The 20,205-nt window shown below is 32.2% G+C and carries 20 protein-coding genes; 14 read left to right on the top strand and 6 right to left on the bottom strand.

Going from position 1 to position 20,205, the window contains the following annotated elements; genetic code table 11:
* Nucleotides 1-11 precede the first annotated feature (11 nt).
* The 5 genes from LKL37_RS01390 to folP form a co-directional block, all read right to left on the bottom strand.
* Entirely contained in the window at nucleotides 12-293 is a 282-nt protein-coding gene (locus LKL37_RS01390) for a hypothetical protein (RefSeq protein ID WP_105702475.1), read from the bottom strand.
* 10 nt (nucleotides 294-303) lie between these two features.
* Complete coding sequence (gene ilvB / locus LKL37_RS01385; protein ID WP_431608789.1) at nucleotides 304-2,028, bottom strand: biosynthetic-type acetolactate synthase large subunit; 1,725 nt, start codon at nucleotides 2,026-2,028, stop codon at nucleotides 304-306.
* Nucleotides 2,029-2,034: 6 nt separating this feature from the next.
* On the bottom strand, nucleotides 2,035-3,717 hold the full coding sequence (ilvD, locus tag LKL37_RS01380) for a dihydroxy-acid dehydratase (protein WP_431608788.1): 1,683 nt from the start codon (nucleotides 3,715-3,717) through the stop codon (nucleotides 2,035-2,037).
* Nucleotides 3,718-3,897: 180 nt separating this feature from the next.
* Nucleotides 3,898-4,770 carry a branched-chain-amino-acid transaminase gene (gene ilvE / locus LKL37_RS01375; RefSeq protein WP_431608787.1) on the bottom strand — a complete coding sequence of 291 codons (873 nt, stop codon included), beginning with the start codon at nucleotides 4,768-4,770 and terminating at the stop codon, nucleotides 3,898-3,900.
* Between the two features lie 369 nt (nucleotides 4,771-5,139).
* Nucleotides 5,140-5,910 carry a dihydropteroate synthase gene (gene folP / locus LKL37_RS01370; protein ID WP_431610425.1) on the bottom strand — a complete coding sequence of 257 codons (771 nt, stop codon included), beginning with the start codon at nucleotides 5,908-5,910 and terminating at the stop codon, nucleotides 5,140-5,142.
* Nucleotides 5,911-6,318: 408 nt separating this feature from the next.
* Between folP and LKL37_RS01365 the strand changes: the two genes are divergently transcribed.
* From LKL37_RS01365 to tpiA, 4 genes are all read left to right on the top strand, one after another.
* Nucleotides 6,319-6,885: a DUF1599 domain-containing protein gene (locus LKL37_RS01365; protein ID WP_062671258.1), complete on the top strand. Its 567-nt coding sequence runs from the start codon at nucleotides 6,319-6,321 to the stop codon at nucleotides 6,883-6,885.
* Between the two features lies 1 nt (nucleotide 6,886).
* Nucleotides 6,887-7,996 (top strand): BT_3928 family protein, encoded by a 1,110-nt coding sequence (locus tag LKL37_RS01360; protein WP_431608786.1) that lies wholly within the window; start codon nucleotides 6,887-6,889, stop codon nucleotides 7,994-7,996.
* Between the two features lie 115 nt (nucleotides 7,997-8,111).
* Nucleotides 8,112-8,459: a TerB family tellurite resistance protein gene (locus LKL37_RS01355; RefSeq protein ID WP_431608785.1), complete on the top strand. Its 348-nt coding sequence runs from the start codon at nucleotides 8,112-8,114 to the stop codon at nucleotides 8,457-8,459.
* Nucleotides 8,460-8,504: 45 nt separating this feature from the next.
* The gene (tpiA, locus tag LKL37_RS01350) at nucleotides 8,505-9,263 is read left to right on the top strand and encodes a triose-phosphate isomerase (protein WP_431608784.1); all 759 of its coding nucleotides are present in this window, start codon (nucleotides 8,505-8,507) and stop codon (nucleotides 9,261-9,263) included.
* A 73-nt stretch (nucleotides 9,264-9,336) separates the two neighbouring features.
* Here the strand turns inward: tpiA and LKL37_RS01345 are convergent, their stop codons facing one another.
* Complete coding sequence (locus LKL37_RS01345; RefSeq protein WP_431608783.1) at nucleotides 9,337-10,770, bottom strand: tetratricopeptide repeat protein; 1,434 nt, start codon at nucleotides 10,768-10,770, stop codon at nucleotides 9,337-9,339.
* An 823-nt stretch (nucleotides 10,771-11,593) separates the two neighbouring features.
* Between LKL37_RS01345 and LKL37_RS01340 the strand changes: the two genes are divergently transcribed.
* The 10 genes from LKL37_RS01340 to LKL37_RS01295 all read left to right on the top strand — a co-directional run bounded on the left by LKL37_RS01340 (nucleotide 11,594) and on the right by LKL37_RS01295 (nucleotide 19,299).
* Nucleotides 11,594-11,866 carry a hypothetical protein gene (locus tag LKL37_RS01340; protein WP_431608782.1) on the top strand — a complete coding sequence of 91 codons (273 nt, stop codon included), beginning with the start codon at nucleotides 11,594-11,596 and terminating at the stop codon, nucleotides 11,864-11,866.
* A 568-nt stretch (nucleotides 11,867-12,434) separates the two neighbouring features.
* On the top strand, nucleotides 12,435-13,223 hold the full coding sequence (locus LKL37_RS01335; protein ID WP_431608781.1) for a hypothetical protein: 789 nt from the start codon (nucleotides 12,435-12,437) through the stop codon (nucleotides 13,221-13,223).
* A gap of 112 nt (nucleotides 13,224-13,335) precedes the next feature.
* Nucleotides 13,336-14,589, top strand: a complete 1,254-nt coding sequence (locus LKL37_RS01330; RefSeq protein ID WP_027373241.1) for a hypothetical protein — start codon at nucleotides 13,336-13,338, stop codon at nucleotides 14,587-14,589.
* A gap of 113 nt (nucleotides 14,590-14,702) precedes the next feature.
* Nucleotides 14,703-15,419, top strand: a complete 717-nt coding sequence (locus LKL37_RS01325; protein WP_431608779.1) for a hypothetical protein — start codon at nucleotides 14,703-14,705, stop codon at nucleotides 15,417-15,419.
* Between the two features lie 32 nt (nucleotides 15,420-15,451).
* Complete coding sequence (locus LKL37_RS01320) at nucleotides 15,452-16,096, top strand: hypothetical protein (RefSeq protein WP_431608778.1); 645 nt, start codon at nucleotides 15,452-15,454, stop codon at nucleotides 16,094-16,096.
* 90 nt (nucleotides 16,097-16,186) lie between these two features.
* Nucleotides 16,187-16,888 (top strand): hypothetical protein, encoded by a 702-nt coding sequence (locus LKL37_RS01315; RefSeq protein ID WP_431608777.1) that lies wholly within the window; start codon nucleotides 16,187-16,189, stop codon nucleotides 16,886-16,888.
* Between the two features lie 22 nt (nucleotides 16,889-16,910).
* The gene (locus LKL37_RS01310) at nucleotides 16,911-17,669 is read left to right on the top strand and encodes a hypothetical protein (RefSeq protein ID WP_431608776.1); all 759 of its coding nucleotides are present in this window, start codon (nucleotides 16,911-16,913) and stop codon (nucleotides 17,667-17,669) included.
* 345 nt (nucleotides 17,670-18,014) lie between these two features.
* Nucleotides 18,015-18,749 (top strand): hypothetical protein, encoded by a 735-nt coding sequence (locus LKL37_RS01305; protein WP_431608775.1) that lies wholly within the window; start codon nucleotides 18,015-18,017, stop codon nucleotides 18,747-18,749.
* A gap of 17 nt (nucleotides 18,750-18,766) precedes the next feature.
* The gene (locus LKL37_RS01300; RefSeq protein WP_431608774.1) at nucleotides 18,767-18,973 is read left to right on the top strand and encodes a hypothetical protein; all 207 of its coding nucleotides are present in this window, start codon (nucleotides 18,767-18,769) and stop codon (nucleotides 18,971-18,973) included.
* 20 nt (nucleotides 18,974-18,993) lie between these two features.
* Nucleotides 18,994-19,299 (top strand): hypothetical protein, encoded by a 306-nt coding sequence (locus LKL37_RS01295; RefSeq protein ID WP_431608773.1) that lies wholly within the window; start codon nucleotides 18,994-18,996, stop codon nucleotides 19,297-19,299.
* The last annotated feature ends 906 nt before the right edge of the window (nucleotides 19,300-20,205 follow it).

The raw sequence follows: 20,205 nt of genomic DNA, 5'->3' as shown, positions 1-20,205 counted from the left end.
ATTTTTGTTTTTTAGCTGGCATATTCTACTGCCGTCAGGTATGGAGTTCTGTGATAATGTACTTCCAGAACATCTACCTGCTTTTCCATTTGTCTGCTGATCTTCTGAACAGAGTCTTCTGTTTCTCTGATTACGATGACAAACTTTTTTACTTTTTCTATTTCCGAAGGACCTACATTGAAGGTTACCATAGAAATTCTTCTTCTTGAAAATATAGCATTGATGCGGCTGATCAATCCTAAATAATCTTCTGTGTACGCCGTAATGGTGTATTCTTTATGATCTGTTTTCATCTTTTTATTTTTAAGCTTTATTATTTAATACAATCTCCGAAACACTTTTTCCCTGCGGAATCATCGGAAATACATTATGTTCTTTTCCTGTCATCACTTCAAGGAGGAAAGATCCCTTGTGATCAAGCATTTCACGGAGAGCCCATTTCAAGTCTTCTCTCTCGGATACTTTCTTTCCTGATATATTGTATCCTTTTGCCACCTGAACAAAATCCGGACTCTGAATATCTACTGAGGAATATCTTTCTTCGTGAAACAATTCCTGCCACTGTCTTACCATTCCCAGATAGCAATTATTCAGAATTAAAATCTTTACTTCCGGATGATACTGCATGATCGTTCCCAGTTCCTGAATATTCATTTGAGCTCCTCCATCACCCATCACTGCAATAACAGGACGATTGGTCTCTGCATAAGTTGCTCCTATCGCAGCAGGAAGACAGAATCCCATTGTTCCCAGCCCTCCACTTGTGACGTTGGTTCGGGAATGTTTGAAATGAGAGTAACGGCATGTTGCCATCTGGTGTTGTCCCACATCTGTTACAATTACCGCCTCACCTTTTGTCATTTCATTCAGGTAACGGATAACTTCTCCCATGGTAATCTCGCCTTCTTCAGGGTAAAGCTCTGTATTGATCAGCTTGATAGTTTCAACTTCATGACATTTTTTGAATCTTTCATGCCAGTCATGATGTTCTTTTTTCGTAATTCTTTCTGTGAGAAGAGGAAGGGTATGTTTACAATTCCCTAAAACCGGAACATCAGCTTTTACATTTTTATTGATCTCAGCGTTATCAATATCAAGGTGAATAATTTTTGCCTGTTTTGCGTACTGATCCAGTCTTCCGGTCACACGGTCATCGAACCTCATCCCGACAGCTACTAAAACATCGCATTCATTGGTTAATATATTCGGGCCATAATTTCCGTGCATTCCTACCATTCCTACAGCTTGTGGGTGATTAGTTGGAATAGCGCTCATTCCTAAAACCGTCCATGCTACCGGAATTCCTGATTTTTCTGCAAACTGCAAAAACTCTTTTTCCGCTTTCCCCAGCATAATCCCCTGTCCTGCTATGATGAATGGCTTTTCTGCTTTGTTGATCAACTCTGCAGCTTTACCAATATTTTCCATACATGGATCTGGATCCGGCTTATAGCTCCTCAATGAGTTACATGTAGAATATCCTTTATAAGCAACAGACTGCAGCTGGGCATTTTTGGTCACATCAATCAATACAGGGCCAGGGCGGCCTGATTTTGCAATGTAAAATGCTTTTGCCAATACTTCGGGAAGCTCATTAGCATCAGTCACCTGATAATTCCATTTGGTAACCGGACTTGTAACGTTCATTACATCTATTTCCTGAAAGGCATCAGTTCCAAGAAGGTGTTCAAAAACCTGCCCTGTAATACATACCAAAGGAGTATTATCCAATAGCGCATCTGCCAAACCGGTTACAAGATTGGTAGCTCCGGGACCACTGGTTGCCAATACAACCCCGACTTCTCCAGAGACTCTTGCTAAGCCCTGTGCTGCATGTACTGCCGCCTGCTCGTGGCGTACCAATATATGTTTCAGGTTCTCCTTATAGTCGTAAAGGGCATCATAAATAGGAATAATAGCACCTCCCGGATATCCGAAAACGGTTTTCACTCCTTCCTGAAGAAAGGCTTCAAGAATGATCCGGCTTCCGCTCAGTTGTATTTCTGTTGATATAATCAGGTTTTCCATATTTTTTTATTGAGTGATTTCGTCTGTTACACAGCCTTCTGCCGCTGATGATACTGTTAATGCATATTTATAAAGCAATCCTTTCTGTACTTTAAGAGGTGGTTTTTGCCATCCTATTTTTCTTCTTTCTATTTCTTCTTCTGAAACTTTGAGCTGTATGGTGTTGTTTACAGCATCAATTTCAATCAGGTCATCATCATTTACAAATGCTATCAGACCTCCTTCGTGAGCTTCCGGAGTGATATGTCCTACTACAAAACCATGGGTTCCTCCGCTGAATCTTCCATCTGTAATTAAAGCAACACTGCTTCCCAAACCTGCTCCTATCAATGCACTGGTAGGTTTCAGCATTTCCGGCATTCCGGGAGCTCCTTTTGGGCCTTCGTGGCGGATGACAATGACATCACCATGCTGAACAGTTCCATCCTGAATTCCTCTGATCAGATTTTTTTCGCCATCAAATACCCGGGCTTTTCCTACAAAACGTTCTCCTTCCTTCCCTGTGATCTTGGCTACACTTCCTTTTTCAGCAAGATTTCCATATAATATTCTCAGATGTCCGGTAGCTTTTACAGGTTCTGATAATGGTTTAATAATTTTTTGAGTATTAAAATCAAGATCTGGAACATTTTCTAAATTCTCGGCTAATGTTTTTCCGGTTACCGTTAAGCAATCGCTGTGTAATAATCCCTGGTTTAAAAGGTATTTCATTACGGATGGTATTCCTCCGTGTTCATACAGATCCTGCATCAGATATTTTCCGCTTGGCTTTAGATCTGCCAGCACAGGAGTTTTATCACTCATCTTCTGGAAATCATCCTGAGTAAGCGGTACTCCGACACTTTTTGCCATGGCTATAAAATGCAAAACTGCATTGGTACTTCCTCCGAGAATAACAATCATGCGAAGAGCATTTTCAAAAGCTTTGCGGGTCATGATGTCCGAAGGCTTAATATCTTTTTCCAATAATATTTTCAGGTATTTTCCTGCCTCAAGACATTCTTCCTGCTTTTCTTTGCTTAAAGCAGGGTTAGAAGAAGAATACGGAAGACTCATTCCCAATGCCTCAATAGCAGAAGCCATTGTATTGGCGGTATACATTCCACCGCATGCGCCTGCACCCGGGCATGAATTCTTTACAACACCATCAAAATCTTCTTCTGTGATTTCTCCTGCAATCTTTTTACCTAACGCTTCGAAGGCAGAAACGATATTAAGCTGTTCTCCTTTGTAGCAGCCTGGAGCAATTGTCCCTCCATACACCATGATGGATGGTCTGTCCAGTCTTCCCATCGCAATAATAGTTCCCGGCATATTTTTGTCGCAGCCTGGCAATGCGATCAGCCCGTCATAGTATTGTGCTCCGCAGATCGCTTCGATACTGTCTGCAATTACATCACGGCTTACTAAGGAATAACGCATTCCATCTGTTCCGTTACTCATTCCGTCACTAACTCCGATTGTGTTAAAAACCAGACCAGCCAATCCATGATTCCATGTTCCTTTTTTTACAACCTGAGCCAGATCATTCAAATGCATATTGCAGGTATTTCCATCATACCCCATACTGGCTATTCCGACCTGAGCCTTGTGCATATCTTCTTCTGTAAATCCTATCCCGTACAACATGGCTTTGGCTGCGGGTTGTTCACTGTTCTGCGTGAATGTTTTTGAATATTTATTTAACATATTTTTCCTGCATTTTCTGTTCTTTTCTTCTTCTTAAAATGGAGTTCTTTACTAAATTTCGATCCAAAACTACATTTTGTAATATTCTTTTCATTTTCGGTTTTTCTAAAAACTACAATATTCAACTGTTTGAAAAATAGATTCATTTAATTGAAAATCAAACAATTAAACTCTTAAAATTTACAATGACAGAACTCTTACCAATTTCAAATATGCCTGCTGTACCCTCCCGCTTGCCGTATCTTCCCAGTTTCTGGTAAAAGGAACATCATCAAGCGAATTCAGTGCAACAATTTCTGCTGCTGTACCACAGAAAAAGCCTGCATCTGCTCCTCTCATTTCTTCCGGTTTAAAAAAGGTTTCTTTTACAGGAATATCAAGCTCATTACAAATTTCCATCACGGTTTGTCTTGTAATTCCCGGAAGGATACTTCCTTTGGCCGGAGTATATAAAACCCCGTCTTTTTCGTAGAAAACATTGGCACCTGAACTTTCGGCAACGTTTCCGTTTTCATCCAGTACCAGTGCTTCATCATAACCTTTGTCTTTGGCATCCTGACAGGCCAATATTGAGTTTACATAATGGCCTCCTACTTTTGCTTCAACCTTAAAAGCTTTAGGATTCGGACGTTGAAAGGGAGAAGTCATAATTTTCATTTTATCTGCCAGATAGCCGTTATTCCATTCCCAGGCAAGAAGCGACAGGTAAGATTTTTGTCCTTTTGAAAGTGACATATTGGGTGAACATGTGACCAACGGACGGATATAAGCATCTGTAAAGCCGTTACGTTCCAGAAGTTCGTAAGTAAGATCTGTAAGCTGTTCTACAGAATAATCAAAGGGAATGTGCATCAGTTCTGCTGATCTTTTCAGTCTTTCATAGTGTTCTTTTGCTTTGAAGATTCTGGTTCCCTGATCTGTGCTGTAGGATTTAATTCCTTCGAAAACAGAGTAACCATAGTGAAGTGACTGCCCGTAAAGATCTGTTCCGGCATCTTTCGCTTTCATAAATTTTCCGTCAAAATAGATGGTCGTGTCGTCGTTGTAATACATGTTATAAGGTTTAAAAAAAATTAAAATGGGAATAAAAAAAGCCCTCTCACGTTGTGAGAGGGCTCAATATATGTACAGTCATACACTTTCCTTCTCACAGACGCAAGGGAATAATAATGACGATAATAATTACTGATAATAACTGATACATACTCTTGTACTTTAAAAAATTAAAACAAAAAAAACCGTTTCATAATTTGAAACGGTTCTATATATAATTTAAATTAAAATCTATTTAAAATGCCGTTTCCTTCCTGTTGCTAATGACAACAGCAATAATAGAAATGACAATAATATTTTTCTGATTCGTAAAATTCATATTGCAAATGTATAAACTTTTTAATTACTCACAAGTTTTTTTCACACTTTTTATTTTTTTCGTAAAAAACAAGTCAAAGTTTCCTTTGCTGCAGCCACATCATGAACCCTTAAAATCTTTGTTCCCTGTTCCAATACTTCCCTATGAAGTTTTTGTGTTTCCTCATTGATATCAAGAGGTGATTTTCCCAGAGGTTTATAGATAAATGACTTTCTGGAAATGCCTATTAAAAGAGGAAATTTTCCAAATCCGAGATATTCAACTTCGTGAATCATTTTCATCTGATCTTCTCCAGTTTTTCCGAAACCAAAACCGGGATCAAGAATAATATCGTTCACTCCTTTTTCGAAAAGTTCTTTTGTTTTTTTGGAAAAATACTGGTTCACTTCCAGCGTAATATCTTCGAATTTTATTTTATCGTGCATGGTTTGGTAGGAAGGATTTACATGCATGAGGATGTAAGGAAGCTTCGTCTCAGCAGCTGCATCAGACATTTTGGGATCATACTGTCCACCTGAAATATCATTAATCAGATCTATTCCTTCGTTAAATCCGAATTTCACTGTTTCTGCATAAAAAGTATCAAGGGAAATCAGAGCTTCCGGAAATTCTTTTTTGATCAGAGAAATGAGGTTTCCGATTCTGTTGATTTCTTCTTCGGCGCTTAAGAATTCAGCATTGGGACGTGTAGACTGGGGACCGATATCTAATATTTCCGCTCCATCCTTCAATAATTTTTCAGCGTGTTTCAATGCTGATTTTTCATTATTAAATTGTCCACCGTCAGAGAAAGAATCCGGAGTCAGATTCAGGATTCCCATGATCTTTGGAGTGTCCAATTGTACTAAACGACCGTTGCAATTGATTGAGTAGGTCTGAGGGTCTGAAGGTTGGAGAGTTGGAGGGTTGGAGAGCATGAGTTTAGTATTGGTGGGTGAAAATTAATAAATGATAATTGATAGTTGATAAATGATTTTGTAGTGCAAAATTAGTGATTTATGAGTTTTTATGAGGGGTTAGAAGCTAGAAATTAGAAATTAGTGGCTGGAGGTTGGAGGCTAAATGAGCCTTCTCAAACCTCAAACACTCTTACTCTAAAACCTAACAACTCTAATCCCGAACCCCGCATCACGAATCCGAAACACTCAAACCCTCTGACTTACAAACTCAGCTTTTCAAATTCAAAAATCTAAAACCGAATTCGTATATTTGGAAGATTAAGAAAATTTATGCTAAAAACATCAGTACAGTTCGAGAAAGTTATCAGTCAGTGCCGTGATCTTTTCGGTAAAAAATTACAGGATTATGGTGCAGCATGGAGGGTTTTAAGACCAAGTTCCATTACAGATCAGATTTATATTAAAGTCAATAGAATCCGTACGCTGCAGATGACTGATAAAAAAATGGTGGATGAGAGTGAGGAAGATGAATTTATCGCCATTGTGAACTATTCTATCATTGGGCTTATTCAGCTGGAGAAAGGCCTTTCCAATGATTTCAACGAAAACAAAGAAGAAATTTTAGGTCTTTATGACAAATATGCCAATGAAGCGAAAGCTTTAATGGAAAGAAAAAATCATGATTATGGTGAGGCATGGAGAGATATGAGAATCTCTTCGATCACGGATCTTATTTATCAGAAAGTATTAAGAACCAAGCAGATTGAAGACAATCAGGGAAAAACAATTGTTTCGGAAGGGCTTGATGCCAACTATTTCGATATGCTGAATTATGCTGTCTTCTGTTTGATCAAGTTCTCAGAAAAAGAAAATCAATTCGAACCCAAAAATATTTAATATGCTCAAAGGTTTATTACGCTTTATTATTGCTGTTATTTTCATCCTTTCAGGCTTTGTAAAAGCCGTGGATCTGGTAGGTTTTTCTTTCAAAATGGAAGAATATTTTGCCCCTCCGGTTTTCAACATGCCATTTTTAGAAAAGTTTGCCCTGCTGTTTTCCATTATTGTGGTGGTACTGGAGCTTTTCTTAGGATTTATGCTGCTGCTGAAATTAAAGCTTAAATTTACCTTATCCATATTAATCGCACTTTGTATTTTCTTTGGATTTCTTACATTCTATTCAGCATATTTCAATGTGGTAACAGACTGTGGATGTTTCGGAGATGCCATCAAATTTACCCCTTGGCAGAGCTTTTTTAAGGATATTGCCCTTCTGATAGGGCTGATTATTCTTTTTGTTCTATACAGAAAAGATTTCCGTAAAAAAGATGAGTATGGAATCACTCAAAAAGAGCCTTCCAACACATTTAAATATATTCTTTTAACAGTATTTTCTCTGGGAATGATCTACGTGATGGCACAGGGAATTATGCATGAACCAATCATTGATTTCCGTGATTATAAAATTGGAACAGACATTAAAGGTGAAAAAGGAAAAATTGAAAAAAATCCTTCCGAATATAAGACTTTCTATTCTCTGAAAAATCAGAAAACAGGAGCTGTTATAAAACTGAACCAGGATGATTATATCAAAAAAACTGAATACTGGGCAGAAGGTTCTCCATGGAAAATTGAGGATGGAAAAAATGAATCTGTACTAACCAAAGAAGGGTACAAATCTGAGATTGTGAAATTTAAGATTGAAGACCCAACCGGAATGGAAATTACGAATGAAATCATTAACGCTCCTAAAGCTGTTTTGGTGTTCTCTTATCATCCAAAAGATGTTCCTGCTGATCTTCTTCAGAAAGTGGAAGCAAAAGTAAACACTCAGAAAGGAGCTCTTATCTATGGAATTTCCACCTATCCGAATACATTTAAAACTATTAAAAATGCAATGATGGATGCAACTGCCATCAAAACCATAGCGAGAAGCAATCCATTTGTATTGATTCTTGAAAACGGAAAAATTATTGACAAACAGCCTGCGAAGGACTACGTTAATTAATTATAAATGATGAATGATGAATTATAAATGATAGGTGGTTGTGACAAATAATTGACACCAATTATCAATTATCAATTATCAAATTTAAACACTAAACTTATACATACAACAACTCATGCAAAAATCAAATAAATCAATCGCCGGTTATCACTTATTAATGATTCTTTCTTCTGTAGACGGAGAGTTTGCCCCTGAAGAAGGAATGCTGGTACAACAATATTTGGCGGATGAATTTCCTTTCAGAATGAACCTTGACAACGAATTAGACACATTAGCTCTTTTGCAGCCTGGAGAATGGAAGGATCATTTTGAATTTCACGCAAGATGTTTCCAGGATGATTCTACAGAGGATGAACGTGTAAAGTTTGTTCAGTTCGCAAAATCACTGATCAAAGCTGACAATAAAGTAACTGAAGAGGAACATACATTCTACGTTCTGCTGAAAAATCTTTGGGGATTATAGACGCTAAACGAATTTTAATTAAAAATAAATCTATATTTAAATCTTATGAGAAGAAAAATAGTTGCAGGAAACTGGAAAATGAACAAAAATGTAATTGATGCACAACAATTGATGATTCAGTTACTAAGCTATAAAAATAACAATGCTACCAATTGTGAGGTTTGGATTGCTCCACCGGCATTATATTTAATGATGGCAAAAGATATCTTTGAAAAGGATGAGATCGGCGTATTTTCTCAGGATATGAGTGAGTATGAAAGCGGTGCATATACTGGTGAGATTTCTGCAGATATGCTAGAATCTATCGACGCAACCGGTTCACTGATCGGGCACTCTGAAAGAAGACAATATCATGGAGAAACCGATTCTCACTGTAACAGAAAAATCAAATTAGCTCTTGATAAAGGTCTTATTCCGGTTTACTGTAACGGAGAAACTCTTGACCAGAGAAAAGCAGGACAACACCTTGAAGTAGTAAAAAATCAGACTGAAGTAGCTCTTTTCACACTTTCTGCTGAAGAGATCAAAAAAGTAGTGATTGCTTATGAACCGGTTTGGGCTATTGGAACAGGAGAAACTGCAAGTCCGGAGCAGGCTCAGGAAATCCACGCTCACATCAGAAACATTATCGCTGCAAAATACGGACAGGAAGTTGCTGACGAGGTTTCTATCCTTTACGGAGGTTCTGTAAAGCCTGACAATGCTAAAGAAATCTTCTCTCAGCCGGATATCGACGGAGGTCTTATCGGAGGAGCAGCTTTGAAGCTGGAGGATTTCTCTAAGATTATCGAAGCATTCAACTAAGATAAAACATATCAATATATTTCGGGCGGCATCTTCGATGCCGCCCGAAATATATTATAAAACACTCCTAAATTTATCTTCCTTCAATATTTTTCATCCAGGTGTAGATATTCTGATCTGAAGGGATATTCAGACGTTTTCTTAGTCTGTTTTTTCTGGTTTGTACAGATTGTGGCTGTACAAAAGTATAGGCTGCAATATCTTTTGTAGAAAAATTTAAAAATAATAAAGCACAGAATTTCAATTCACTTCTCTGTAAATCTGACACAATTGATAATAATTTTGGAAAAAACGTGGGATACACTTCTTCAAAACGAATATAAAATTCAGAATCATTATTTTTTGCCAACTGTATGATTTCTTCAAAGGCAAAATTCAACCTTTGATTTAATACTTTAGATTCCTGTTCTTTTATTTCCAAAATTTCATCTTTCCTGCGTATTCTGATAAGAATCAATACAATAGATCCAATAACAAGTACAATTCCTATAAGGATACCATAAAATAAAAAGCTATTTTTATTCTTCAGAGATTTTTGTTTTTCTTCTACCAGAAGATCAACAGTATCTTCTAGATTCTTTGATTCTATTATGTTTAAACTATCATTAAGAGTGGTATATTTAGACAAATATTCTTCACTGGTGTCCAGTTTTCCTATTTTTTCATAGACTTGAGAAAGCAGAGAATATAATTCTAAAACTCTTTTGACAGCGTGTGATTTTCTAGCAAGATCTATTGATTTTTCATAATCTGCAATTGCCATTTCATATTCTTTTTTTACCTCATGAATTTGTCCTGAAACTTTAAAAGTCTGATCCTCACGATTACCCATTCTTATAGGAAGGGATTGTGCAGACTTTAAATAAAATTCTGTAGAATCAATTTTATTTTCTGAAAATTTTACTTCTGCCAGATTTAACAATGTCATTTTTAAATGAGTGCCAAAAATTGAATTCATCTTATTTTGGGTTTTCAATTCCTCAATAGCCCTCTTATCATAATATGTAGCAGAATCATAGTTCCGCTTTCTATAATAATTTTTGCCCATACCCATGAGGGCCAGGCTTTTGAAATAACTCCTGTTGGAATCTATTTTCACCTTATTAGTCAATATTAAATTCTCCTTCAGCTTTTTTATGGCTTCGTCATACATTTTGATGCCATAATAGTTATTACTGTACAATATATTCATTGTAATTTCTTCATCATCCAATTGTGTATTTTTAAGCTCAGATTCCATTAATTTTAAATAGTAATTGCTTTTGCTATAATTGTACTTCAAATTATAAGCAACCGCTAAATTATAATACGCAGCAACCTTACCCTTTGGATAATTAATAGATTGAGAATCTTCCAAAATAGAAAGACTCAGCTTAATAAAAGCATTTGTCTGCCCCTTAGAATTAAGCGTTTCCGAATTATTTAATTTCAATTCGATACTCTCCTGAGTTATTTTTTGCTGGGAAAAAAGGAATAAAGGGAAAAAGAAAATAAAAAATCTCACCATATATTGAATTATTATTCACATTTATGCACTCAATGCAATACGCATTTTTTTAAACTAAAAAAATAAATAAAATTAACCATAAACATCATCAGAATATAATAACCAAACACCAAATTAAACACAATTAAATAAATTGACAATCAACTACATACAAGACAACATCTATTAACATGAATAGCATCTAAGCCAAAATTCATTCCAAAATCAACCTGACAAATTAGAAGTTTGTCGATGAAAAATTGAGATATAAAGCAAAAAAACCTTGAAAGAAATCGCTTTACACGAAGTTCATTTCAAGGTTTTAGGATGTTTTTCAAACGAAGATTTATCGTTGAAAATTGTTAAAAAAAATCTAATTATTGAATATCGACTTTATCAAAAGCTTTTGATAACGATGGTTATCAAAAGTAAAATATTATCTAAAGTTAAATATACAAAGTACTAAAAATAAAAAAGATTAAGATCATTTTTATTTATTAAGCTTTTGATAATAAATTATAAAGAACTTCAAAATTACATATGGGAATTGTCTTCAGTTTTTTGACTATTAATCTTTAAAGTCACCTTCTATTTTTTAATTTGAATATTTAAATAACTATTCTCTATAAAAGAGAAAAATATTTTTCCAAATTTTATTCTCACGATTTTTTTGTCTTGATCATCAATTACAATGCTCTTTTTTCTGTCACAGGCAGTTTCGTCTGGACATTTCTTAGGTAATAACTGGTAGTAAAATTCCCCATTTTTGCAATAATAATTCCGCAGAATTCTTTTTTCCTCACCTTTTTTAATAATTAACTTTATAGTATTAAACTAATTATTTATGAAAACTAAATTAATATCTATGGTGGTTATCTTTTCCACTATTGAAGTTTTCGCTAAAGTTGATATTAATAATGGTACTGTAAATGAAGCACTAAAAATTGTAGACGGAGCTCAGGCAGACGGCAGAGTGTTAACTTCTGATGCTAATAGCCTGGGAACATGGAGAAATGCAACAGTTACAAATCTTACTAGGGTTACTCCAAATGTCAGCACTCCTTATGGTACTACAGCTGACAAATATATGAATGGAAAAGTTTTACCACTTATTTGAAAAGATTTACTCCCAAAAAAAAAAGATTCTAAACCTTCAGTCAGAAATTCTGATCTTAGAAGAATAACAATAGTGAAAAATATTAAACCTATTCACTTTGATAAATGAACAAGCGAAAACTTTAATGTCGGAGATAAAGCTTGGATGCCATGGAATGGTAGAAAAGCCTTTCCAGTAACTATTACTGAAGTAACCGACCGTAATTATTCATTCAATATTGAAAGACCATTAAAGCATAAAGGAAATAATCATTTTCTTTTTTTAGATGAAGTACGTAGCACTCCAGAGCTTGCTTGTATTAATTATGTAACATTGTAAATATACGAAATAATAAAACTGGTTTGATGGGTATGGTATTTTAAAAAAAAGATCTTTTAGAAAAGATCTTTCTGACATTACAAAATAATATCTAAAAAATCCTAACTTTAAAAGTTAGGATTTTTTAGATATTAAGTAAGGTAATATTGAATACTAGTAATCGTGAGGCTTCACATAATTATTGAAAAAAACAATGTATGCAAAAACATTGCGTAGTAAGATATTACCTTTGAGTATTATTTGAAATAATATGAATAAAGAAGTAGAAAATTTGATTAATGAGATTTTAAGTGATTTTTACTTAAAGACAGATGTAAAATATAAAATACACAATTCTGTAAACTTGTCGCTAGTTAGATATTTTAATTTTAGATTGAAATATATTGCAATAGTCCCAAGAAAAATAATGATTTCGAAGGAACTTCTAAAATCAATTGAAAATAATAACAGTTTAAATATTTTGTCTTTAATACAAATTTTCAATAAAGCGAGTAAAGGTCTGGATATAAATCCATTTCAAAGTAAACAGTCTTTTAATAGTAATGTTCATGATAGTTTATTTAATGATTGGGGGATACACCACCTTCATATTTCGCATGAAAAAGCTACTGATCAAGATTTCTTTAATAGAAGAACTGGTCCACTATTATTTGTAAGATTTACTAATGATACGGCATATTTTATAGATATAAAACCTCATAATGATAAGAATGTTTGGAGTAATAGGGATTTTATTAGGATCTTAAAAAACAATTGGCCGGAAAGTATCGAAAGATTTGAAGCAGGCTTCAGAATTTATCCTGATTTAGATGACTCAGATATTGGTATTTTAAGAAATAAAGGTTATTTATTCGGAATAAATGTGGATGATAAGTCTTATCTTTTATTAGGACATGGACAAGCAACTTCCGGTGATAATATGATGGCAAGTAGGCTTGCAAATAATGTTTGGAGGTGGGTAGGAGAACATATAGACTTAATTCAAAACAATAAATCATTATTTAAAAAAAAATTAATAGAGCAACTTTATATGAATTAATAAGAGGGAAATACTTCAAACTAAGTAAACTATACAAAGGATTAAAAAACTTTAATTTACAGTAGATGAATAAGCAATCTCCCTGCATAATACTACCAATAAATTATAAACCATGAATAACACTAATCCAAAAGAGAATACTAAAGGTTTACTATATTCTGCTTATCACAAGCTTTATAGTGCTTTAAGCAGCTTGGAAAAATTTGAAAAAGGAATTAACTTTTTCGACAACATCTCTCACTTAGATAATTTTTTTTCTGAGTATAGGAATGTGACATTTATGCTGCAAAAGTCATTAGCACATACACAATTTCTCAAAGTTTATGAAGAAAACAGACAAAAATATCTGCTTAACGATGTGTGTAAGTGGTTTATCGAAAAGCGCAATGAGATTTTGAAACAACAACCTTTTGATTTAGAGAAAAGAATACGAATTGTAGTGTATACTACTAACAACAATGTTGCTTTACCTGAATTGTCTTTTACAATAGAAAATGATGTAGAATTTTCTACATTGATTGACTCAATGCAAAATTTTTTCATAAAATTTAATTTGATTGAAGTAATGTTTTCTGCTGAATTTTCATTTTATGAAAGAGGCAGTAATGAAGAGCTGTATGATAATTTCATATCCGGTATTAATAACATGAAATTATTTATGAAAGCAATGAAGGAAGCGCTAAACGAAAATGATATACTGTCTGATCAACTTGAAAAAAAGATTGATGACATGAATTTTCACCGTATTCCTAAAAATATGTTGCTAACTGATGACTATGTATTTTATACTAGAGAAAACCGTTTTGAAAAAGCTTCAAGGGCAGAATTCAGCTTTGGACAAACTGATTTAAAAGTTCCTGTGACAACTTTTGAAAAGATGTTTCCTGGATCGAAAGATTTATTTAGCAATTTCATTATGATGCACTTAACTGTATTTAAAATGCAAAAAATAATAATGCCAACTTGCTTTATTATTTATAATGATGAGAAAATGAAATTTATATCATTTGATAGCTCAATAAAAACTACTGTCTATAGAAAACTCGATGAAATAGCAAATCGTATTGAAACAGAAGGAATTATTGAAGTTTTATATGTTGGTGAAATGTATCTGTATTCTAATAACGAAAATATTCTTAATTTGGAGAGCAGAGAGAGAATAAAACATAAGCATTCTGAATCACTTGTATTCTTCAAAGCAAGCCATGATGAGTTGACAAACAGTTGCTATTTGTTTGATTCAGACAAGATAGATGATATGGAATATATTGTTTCTGTTTTGCATCAAAAGGAGTCTGAGATTAAAAGTTTAGCATTTATGAATCCGGTAATCAATGAATTTAAGCGGCTAAACGCTAAAAAATAAATATTACCCTTTTTAAAATTAGTTATATGAAAAGAGTCATCTACAAATAATAAATGCTATTACGATTAAGGTTTTCTAAACTTTTGAAAATAATTTTAAATAAATATTAAAATATGGATATTAAACACGAGAAAATTACAGTGCAAAAATTAGTTGATATGTACGAAGATATAAGATTTATCTTTTCAGATGCATTAAATATCGTTAAGTCATATGGATATGATGAAAATAAAGATTGTAGAACTGTTTTCTATAAACTTGCAAGTCAAGCAACTCAAACAAATGTAATATTATTTCATCTAATCGGTGAACATTTTGGCGATCTTGAACTGTGGAATTTGCAAAAATTTGAAAATGAAGAACAAAAACAAATTTTCTTGAGAAATCAATTAGATTTTATAGTGTCTGATTTAAGAGAAAATTTATTTGTAAACATCTTTCTGCGGTTTGAAAACTTTATAAAACTAATTGCACGAAGTCAAGGACTAAACGGTGAAAAGTTGAATAAATTGACAAAAGATTTAATTGTTAAATTAAATGTTGATGATCAGTATAAAGATTTAATTGATTTAGTAACTTATATTAGAAATACTATCCACACAGAAGGATTTCATACGAAACCTGATGTTACAATTTCATATAAAGGACAGGATTTTGAACTAAAGCAAAATAATCCAGTTACATTCTATAATGAAGACTTTCTCCATTTTTTGATAAGTGAAATAAGTGAATTTGTAATGACAATTATTAATACAAATGATGTTAAATCTATTTCATTAATTGAGCATACTTATGTGGGATTGAATCATATTTATGATAACGAAGAATAAATTTAATTAGTATTAATGAAATAATTAAAAAAATGTTAGGGCAAAATAGCTTATCAGAAGAACTGGATACTATATCCAAAATTATTTTAAACGCAAAATCAAGTTTTGACGTAGTATTATTTTTGAATAATGATAATCATAAAAAAGCGAATTTAATAAATCATGAAAAAATCTCAAATGATTTCTTCAGGTTTGTAGAAGTGAATTTCTTTCGAATCACAATAATTGAATTATTTAAACTATTTAGCTCAAATAAAAATGATTATTACTCCTTTTATTCTTTAAATACGAGATTTAATTCAGGACAGAAATACGATAAGCTAACTATGTCTAACGACACTCGTAAAAGTATACGTCTTTTGCTTAAAAAATCAACAAAGACTATTAAGAAGCTAATGGATTTAAGAAATAAAGTTTATGCTCATAGTGATCAGGATTTCAAAAATTATATTGGAATCATGAATATCAAAGAAATTAACAATCTTATTTCAATTTCTAAAACAATTTTTAATAATTTCTATTCTGAAGCCTCTAAAAAAGAGTTCTTTTTTGACTTTCCTCTTGGTACACCTATTGACAGTTTGGATCACTTATTTGAAAAAATTGAATTTTATAATGTAAACTATGAGAGCTTGATGCTACAGCAGTACGATCAAATGAATAAAGTTATAGATTAGTGAATTTAGATCATAAATGATTAATATTTCATTTCAAAATATCTAAAAAAGATTTTATTTGTAACTCTTTAAAACTAATATTAAACATAAATGGAGTTAAAACATAAATTAACCAGTACACCTGAGCTATTTGAAATTTATAAATCTGTATATATAAAAATCAGTACTTCCTATTATTCTATTAATCGCTATCAAGATAATGATTGCAGAACTCAATTTTATAACAGGCTGATTTCTGATGTTGAAACAACAATGCTTTTAGTTGAGTTATTAGCTACATATTATCCCCATATCCCATCAATAGAAAAAATTGAATTTAAAAATAATGAAGATATGGCTTATTTTTTAAATTTAAAACTTAGTACAGTTACTAGTAGTATAAGAGAGAGCTTGTTCCAACGAGTATTTTTGAGATTTGAAGGTTTTGTTAGAACGATAGCAAAATACCAGAGCTTAGAGAATCATAAACTTCTCGTTACTATTGAAAAACTTATTGAACATTTAGATATTAATACAAAGTTCTTAGAATTTTCAAAACTATTACTTTACACAAGAAATACTATTCATTTCGAAGGATTTCAGACTAATTCCAGTACTAGTATTCACTATCATGGAATAGAATACCAATTTATAAAAGACAAACCATTAGCCTTTTATAATACTGAATTTTTATCATTTTTAATTACAGAAATAGATTGCTTTACATTAGCAATTATTAATTCTCAATTAATTAATAAGATAAATTTTATAGAGCATATTTCAACAGGGATAACTCATAATTTTGTAGATTAAAAAATAAATATATATTAAAATTATGGCTAAAACTTCGGATAGAGACAATTTCAGCATCATTACAAAGACAAGCCTGGCAAAACGATCCGCATACTTGTGCTCAATGTGTAAATCTTTCACCATTGGGCCAAGTTTTGAATCTATTATTTCAACCAATAATATCGGAGTTGCTGCACATATTTCTGCAGCTTCAAGAAAAGGACCCCGTTATGATGAGACGATGACTTCCGCAGAAAGATCAAGTATATCAAATGGAATTTGGTTGTGTCAAACTCACGCCAAGATGATTGATAATGACACAAAAACATGGACTGTAAAGAAAATAGTTCTTTGCAAAAAAAAACATGAGGAATTTGTTGCTAATAAACTTGGAATTCCTAATTTGTCCATTTGTAATGTGATTCCAAGTAAGCAAATCTTTATCCGAGAGTATGCGTTTGTAAATATTGGAGAATTAATTGAACCATATAGAGAGTTTATAAAACCTATTCTTCAAGATAAAAATTTAAAAAATAATTCTGATATTGGTGTCTTAATGTGCGGCTCAGATAATGAACCTTCTTGGACGTTTTTTGTCGATCGAATGTTGTTGCGTTGGCTCGTCGAAGGAAGTGTTTCTGGTTTTAACATTGGTAAAGAATTGCCTTATGAGAAAATTTTTGGTCAAATACCAGGGTGGCCCGACAATTTTTTTGAATTTCTTGAAGCAATTGTTCGAACAAAAGCAGCATTTATTTGGAAAAGAAATGAAAATGACTATCTAGTATTATCTCAAATATAAAACGGAATTTATTAATGTTATTTATGGAAATAGCTTCTTCAAACTTTTGCGTTGATTTTATTAGTCAGAAGTTGTAGTTTTCCGAAGAAGATTTTTTTTTTAAGTGAATAATTTCTTTTTGTCGGCAACACATTTGCCAGTCTAATGTAATCATAGAATATCAAGTTTCAAAAACGATAATTAAGCTATTATGGATAAAGGAAAAAAAAATAGGCTACATTTCTCCACTAAGGTTTTATTGGGATGAACTCTATAAAAATCAAAAAAAACTTACTCCACAATTTTCGAATGATAGTATTTTCTCATTATTGAGACACAATATTTTATATTCTCCTCTTTTACCTGATGAAAGTCCTGAAAAAAAGAGACCTATTAATAACTGGCTTAGAACTATGGTCGCAAGATTCAAAAGGAGAATTACTTCATATTTTCTTTCTAGAAAAATATTTACAGGATTTCCTCGAGAGTACCAACCTATCGGACTTAGACGGAATAAGAAAATATCTTTATGATAATGGAGAAAAGAAACAAATTACTTACACTAAAGTAAAAGGAAGTTCAAATTGTGTTTATTATTCTTTTGGATTACATATTCCCAATGAGAAAAACGGTTATGCTTTTGCCTTAAGCTTATTTGATAATGACACGTTAGAATTATACTTTTCTCATGGAAAAAATAATGGTGTTTTATCAGACATATTTTATACGAATTTGAGTAAAAAACAAGATTTGCAATCTAATACATTATGTAGAATGTTTAGGCTTGCTATCAACACTATTGCATATATGAAGTGTTTTCCTGAGTGTATTACAGAAGGTGTTCCCAAAATTTCTTTTCCAAGAGGTGAAAATAGATCAGATAATAATGTCATATTTAAAATGTCTGATAAAATATATTATGAAATCAATTATCAAATTTCTAAAATACCTCACTTCAGAAAAGGATATTTTAGATTACTAATTTCAGATTATTATACTCACAAAAAAGGGCAGTTGATTTACATTTCCGAAACTATGGTTAAAGGAAAAGCTAAAACTATGTCAACATCAGATAAAATTAAAAATTCAAATAGTAATTAATCTAAAAACGATAACAAATGGAAAATATTGAAAATAAAATTAAGGTGTTCACACTATATAGATACTACCTTTATGCCGTTATAATGCAGGATAATTTAAGAAAAGAAAATTTAAAAGATTTTATAAAAAGCTTAAAAGATGATGTATCTTATGTAATATTGATTTTTTCTTCTCCAGTAGATATTTACATGACATACTTCTACTCTTCTCTTCTCTTTATTTGATAATTGAAGGTTGGAAAGAATTGAAACTGTCTGATGAAACTATAGATAAACTAATAGCTTTCTCTTATACTGAAAAGTTAAGACTTTTTAGAAATGCAACATTTCACTACCAAAAAGAACCAATAAGTCCTAAAATTGTGCAATTTTTAGGGACAGAAGAAGAAGCTTCAGAAAAATGGATAAATGCTCTATACACTGAATTTGGGCGATACTTCAAGGCTAATAGTTTTGAAATTCCGGTAGAATTAATGAAAGAGATTGAAGGGAAAGGTTATCAAGAAATGACCTCACTCGTTCAAAAGTATTTTGTTAAAAATGCCAAATAAGATTTACAAACTGTATCATTAAGAATTAAATAAGCGAAAATTATACTAAAGCCTTATTATTTTTATCTAAATTATTTAGTCTTTTTATAATTAGATAATCTTAAAAAACGAGCAACTATTAAAAATGACCTTCCTAAAATATGCTATTGGTACGGTTTCCTAATTTTGTTGTTGCTATTTTTTTATGTTTTTGATTAAACTATGGCTTTTAATAAAAAACTCTACCACTTGAATGGTAGAGCATATAATATTTTTAGAAAAAGAACTGTTCAGACTTTGAAAACCCTGTCGAAACTGTTCAGATTTTGCTCGCCCTGTTCATATTTCTAAAACAAATATAGATATTAATTTTTTAAGTCTGAGAAGTGAAAATAAATTTCATAATTTTATAGTAACTAATTTTGTTCATATATTTCATTCTTCAATTATAGTTTTACTTAGTCTTCCGGTTTCTTTAGCAAGCCAGATAAAACCATATTTGTCTTTTTGATATGTTTTATACTGTTTTGCAGAAGACCATTATCCTTTGTGTACCAAGTAGAAGTATATTATTGTCCAAAAGAAAATAATTGTAAAATAGAAATAAAAAGGTATAGTTTTTTTTTATCAATTTTATCCAAAATTAAGAAAAAAATTCATGCACAATTTATTGAAAAACCAAGGATAAAATGATTATTTTTCGATAATTTTATCATAAAAAATATCTATAAGATATCGCGATATGTATAATTAAAGATCTAAACGATTATGACTTCCGAAGACAAATAAGCTATTATGCTGACTTTACAATTCAAAAACAAAGAGGAGTATACCTGTTTACGTTTCATTGCTAGTTAAAACTTGCTTTTTGAGACAAAATTTATGAAAACACTCACATAGATTTATAAATTATGAAGTTAGATATTT

Source organism: Chryseobacterium sp. 'Rf worker isolate 10' (assembly GCF_050753305.1).
Lineage (GTDB): Bacteria > Bacteroidota > Bacteroidia > Flavobacteriales > Weeksellaceae > Chryseobacterium.
This window is presented reverse-complemented; position numbering and strand designations above follow the sequence as displayed.

What these genes read in the sequence shown, in the direction of transcription:
- LKL37_RS01390 (WP_105702475.1), bottom strand. Translation starts at nt 293, where the DNA reads ATGAAAACAGATCATAAAGAATACACCATTACGGCGTACACAGAAGAT.
- ilvB (WP_431608789.1), bottom strand. Translation starts at nt 2,028, where the DNA reads ATGGAAAACCTGATTATATCAACAGAAATACAACTGAGCGGAAGCCGG.
- ilvD (WP_431608788.1), bottom strand. Translation starts at nt 3,717, where the DNA reads ATGTTAAATAAATATTCAAAAACATTCACGCAGAACAGTGAACAACCC.
- ilvE (WP_431608787.1), bottom strand. Translation starts at nt 4,770, where the DNA reads ATGTATTACAACGACGACACGACCATCTATTTTGACGGAAAATTTATG.
- folP (WP_431610425.1), bottom strand. Translation starts at nt 5,910, where the DNA reads ATGGGAATCCTGAATCTGACTCCGGATTCTTTCTCTGACGGTGGACAA.
- LKL37_RS01365 (WP_062671258.1), top strand. Translation starts at nt 6,319, where the DNA reads ATGCTAAAAACATCAGTACAGTTCGAGAAAGTTATCAGTCAGTGCCGT.
- LKL37_RS01360 (WP_431608786.1), top strand. Translation starts at nt 6,887, where the DNA reads ATGCTCAAAGGTTTATTACGCTTTATTATTGCTGTTATTTTCATCCTT.
- LKL37_RS01355 (WP_431608785.1), top strand. Translation starts at nt 8,112, where the DNA reads ATGCAAAAATCAAATAAATCAATCGCCGGTTATCACTTATTAATGATT.
- tpiA (WP_431608784.1), top strand. Translation starts at nt 8,505, where the DNA reads ATGAGAAGAAAAATAGTTGCAGGAAACTGGAAAATGAACAAAAATGTA.
- LKL37_RS01345 (WP_431608783.1), bottom strand. Translation starts at nt 10,770, where the DNA reads ATGGTGAGATTTTTTATTTTCTTTTTCCCTTTATTCCTTTTTTCCCAG.
- LKL37_RS01340 (WP_431608782.1), top strand. Translation starts at nt 11,594, where the DNA reads ATGAAAACTAAATTAATATCTATGGTGGTTATCTTTTCCACTATTGAA.
- LKL37_RS01335 (WP_431608781.1), top strand. Translation starts at nt 12,435, where the DNA reads ATGAATAAAGAAGTAGAAAATTTGATTAATGAGATTTTAAGTGATTTT.
- LKL37_RS01330 (WP_027373241.1), top strand. Translation starts at nt 13,336, where the DNA reads ATGAATAACACTAATCCAAAAGAGAATACTAAAGGTTTACTATATTCT.
- LKL37_RS01325 (WP_431608779.1), top strand. Translation starts at nt 14,703, where the DNA reads ATGGATATTAAACACGAGAAAATTACAGTGCAAAAATTAGTTGATATG.
- LKL37_RS01320 (WP_431608778.1), top strand. Translation starts at nt 15,452, where the DNA reads ATGTTAGGGCAAAATAGCTTATCAGAAGAACTGGATACTATATCCAAA.
- LKL37_RS01315 (WP_431608777.1), top strand. Translation starts at nt 16,187, where the DNA reads ATGGAGTTAAAACATAAATTAACCAGTACACCTGAGCTATTTGAAATT.
- LKL37_RS01310 (WP_431608776.1), top strand. Translation starts at nt 16,911, where the DNA reads ATGGCTAAAACTTCGGATAGAGACAATTTCAGCATCATTACAAAGACA.
- LKL37_RS01305 (WP_431608775.1), top strand. Translation starts at nt 18,015, where the DNA reads ATGAAAGTCCTGAAAAAAAGAGACCTATTAATAACTGGCTTAGAACTA.
- LKL37_RS01300 (WP_431608774.1), top strand. Translation starts at nt 18,767, where the DNA reads ATGGAAAATATTGAAAATAAAATTAAGGTGTTCACACTATATAGATAC.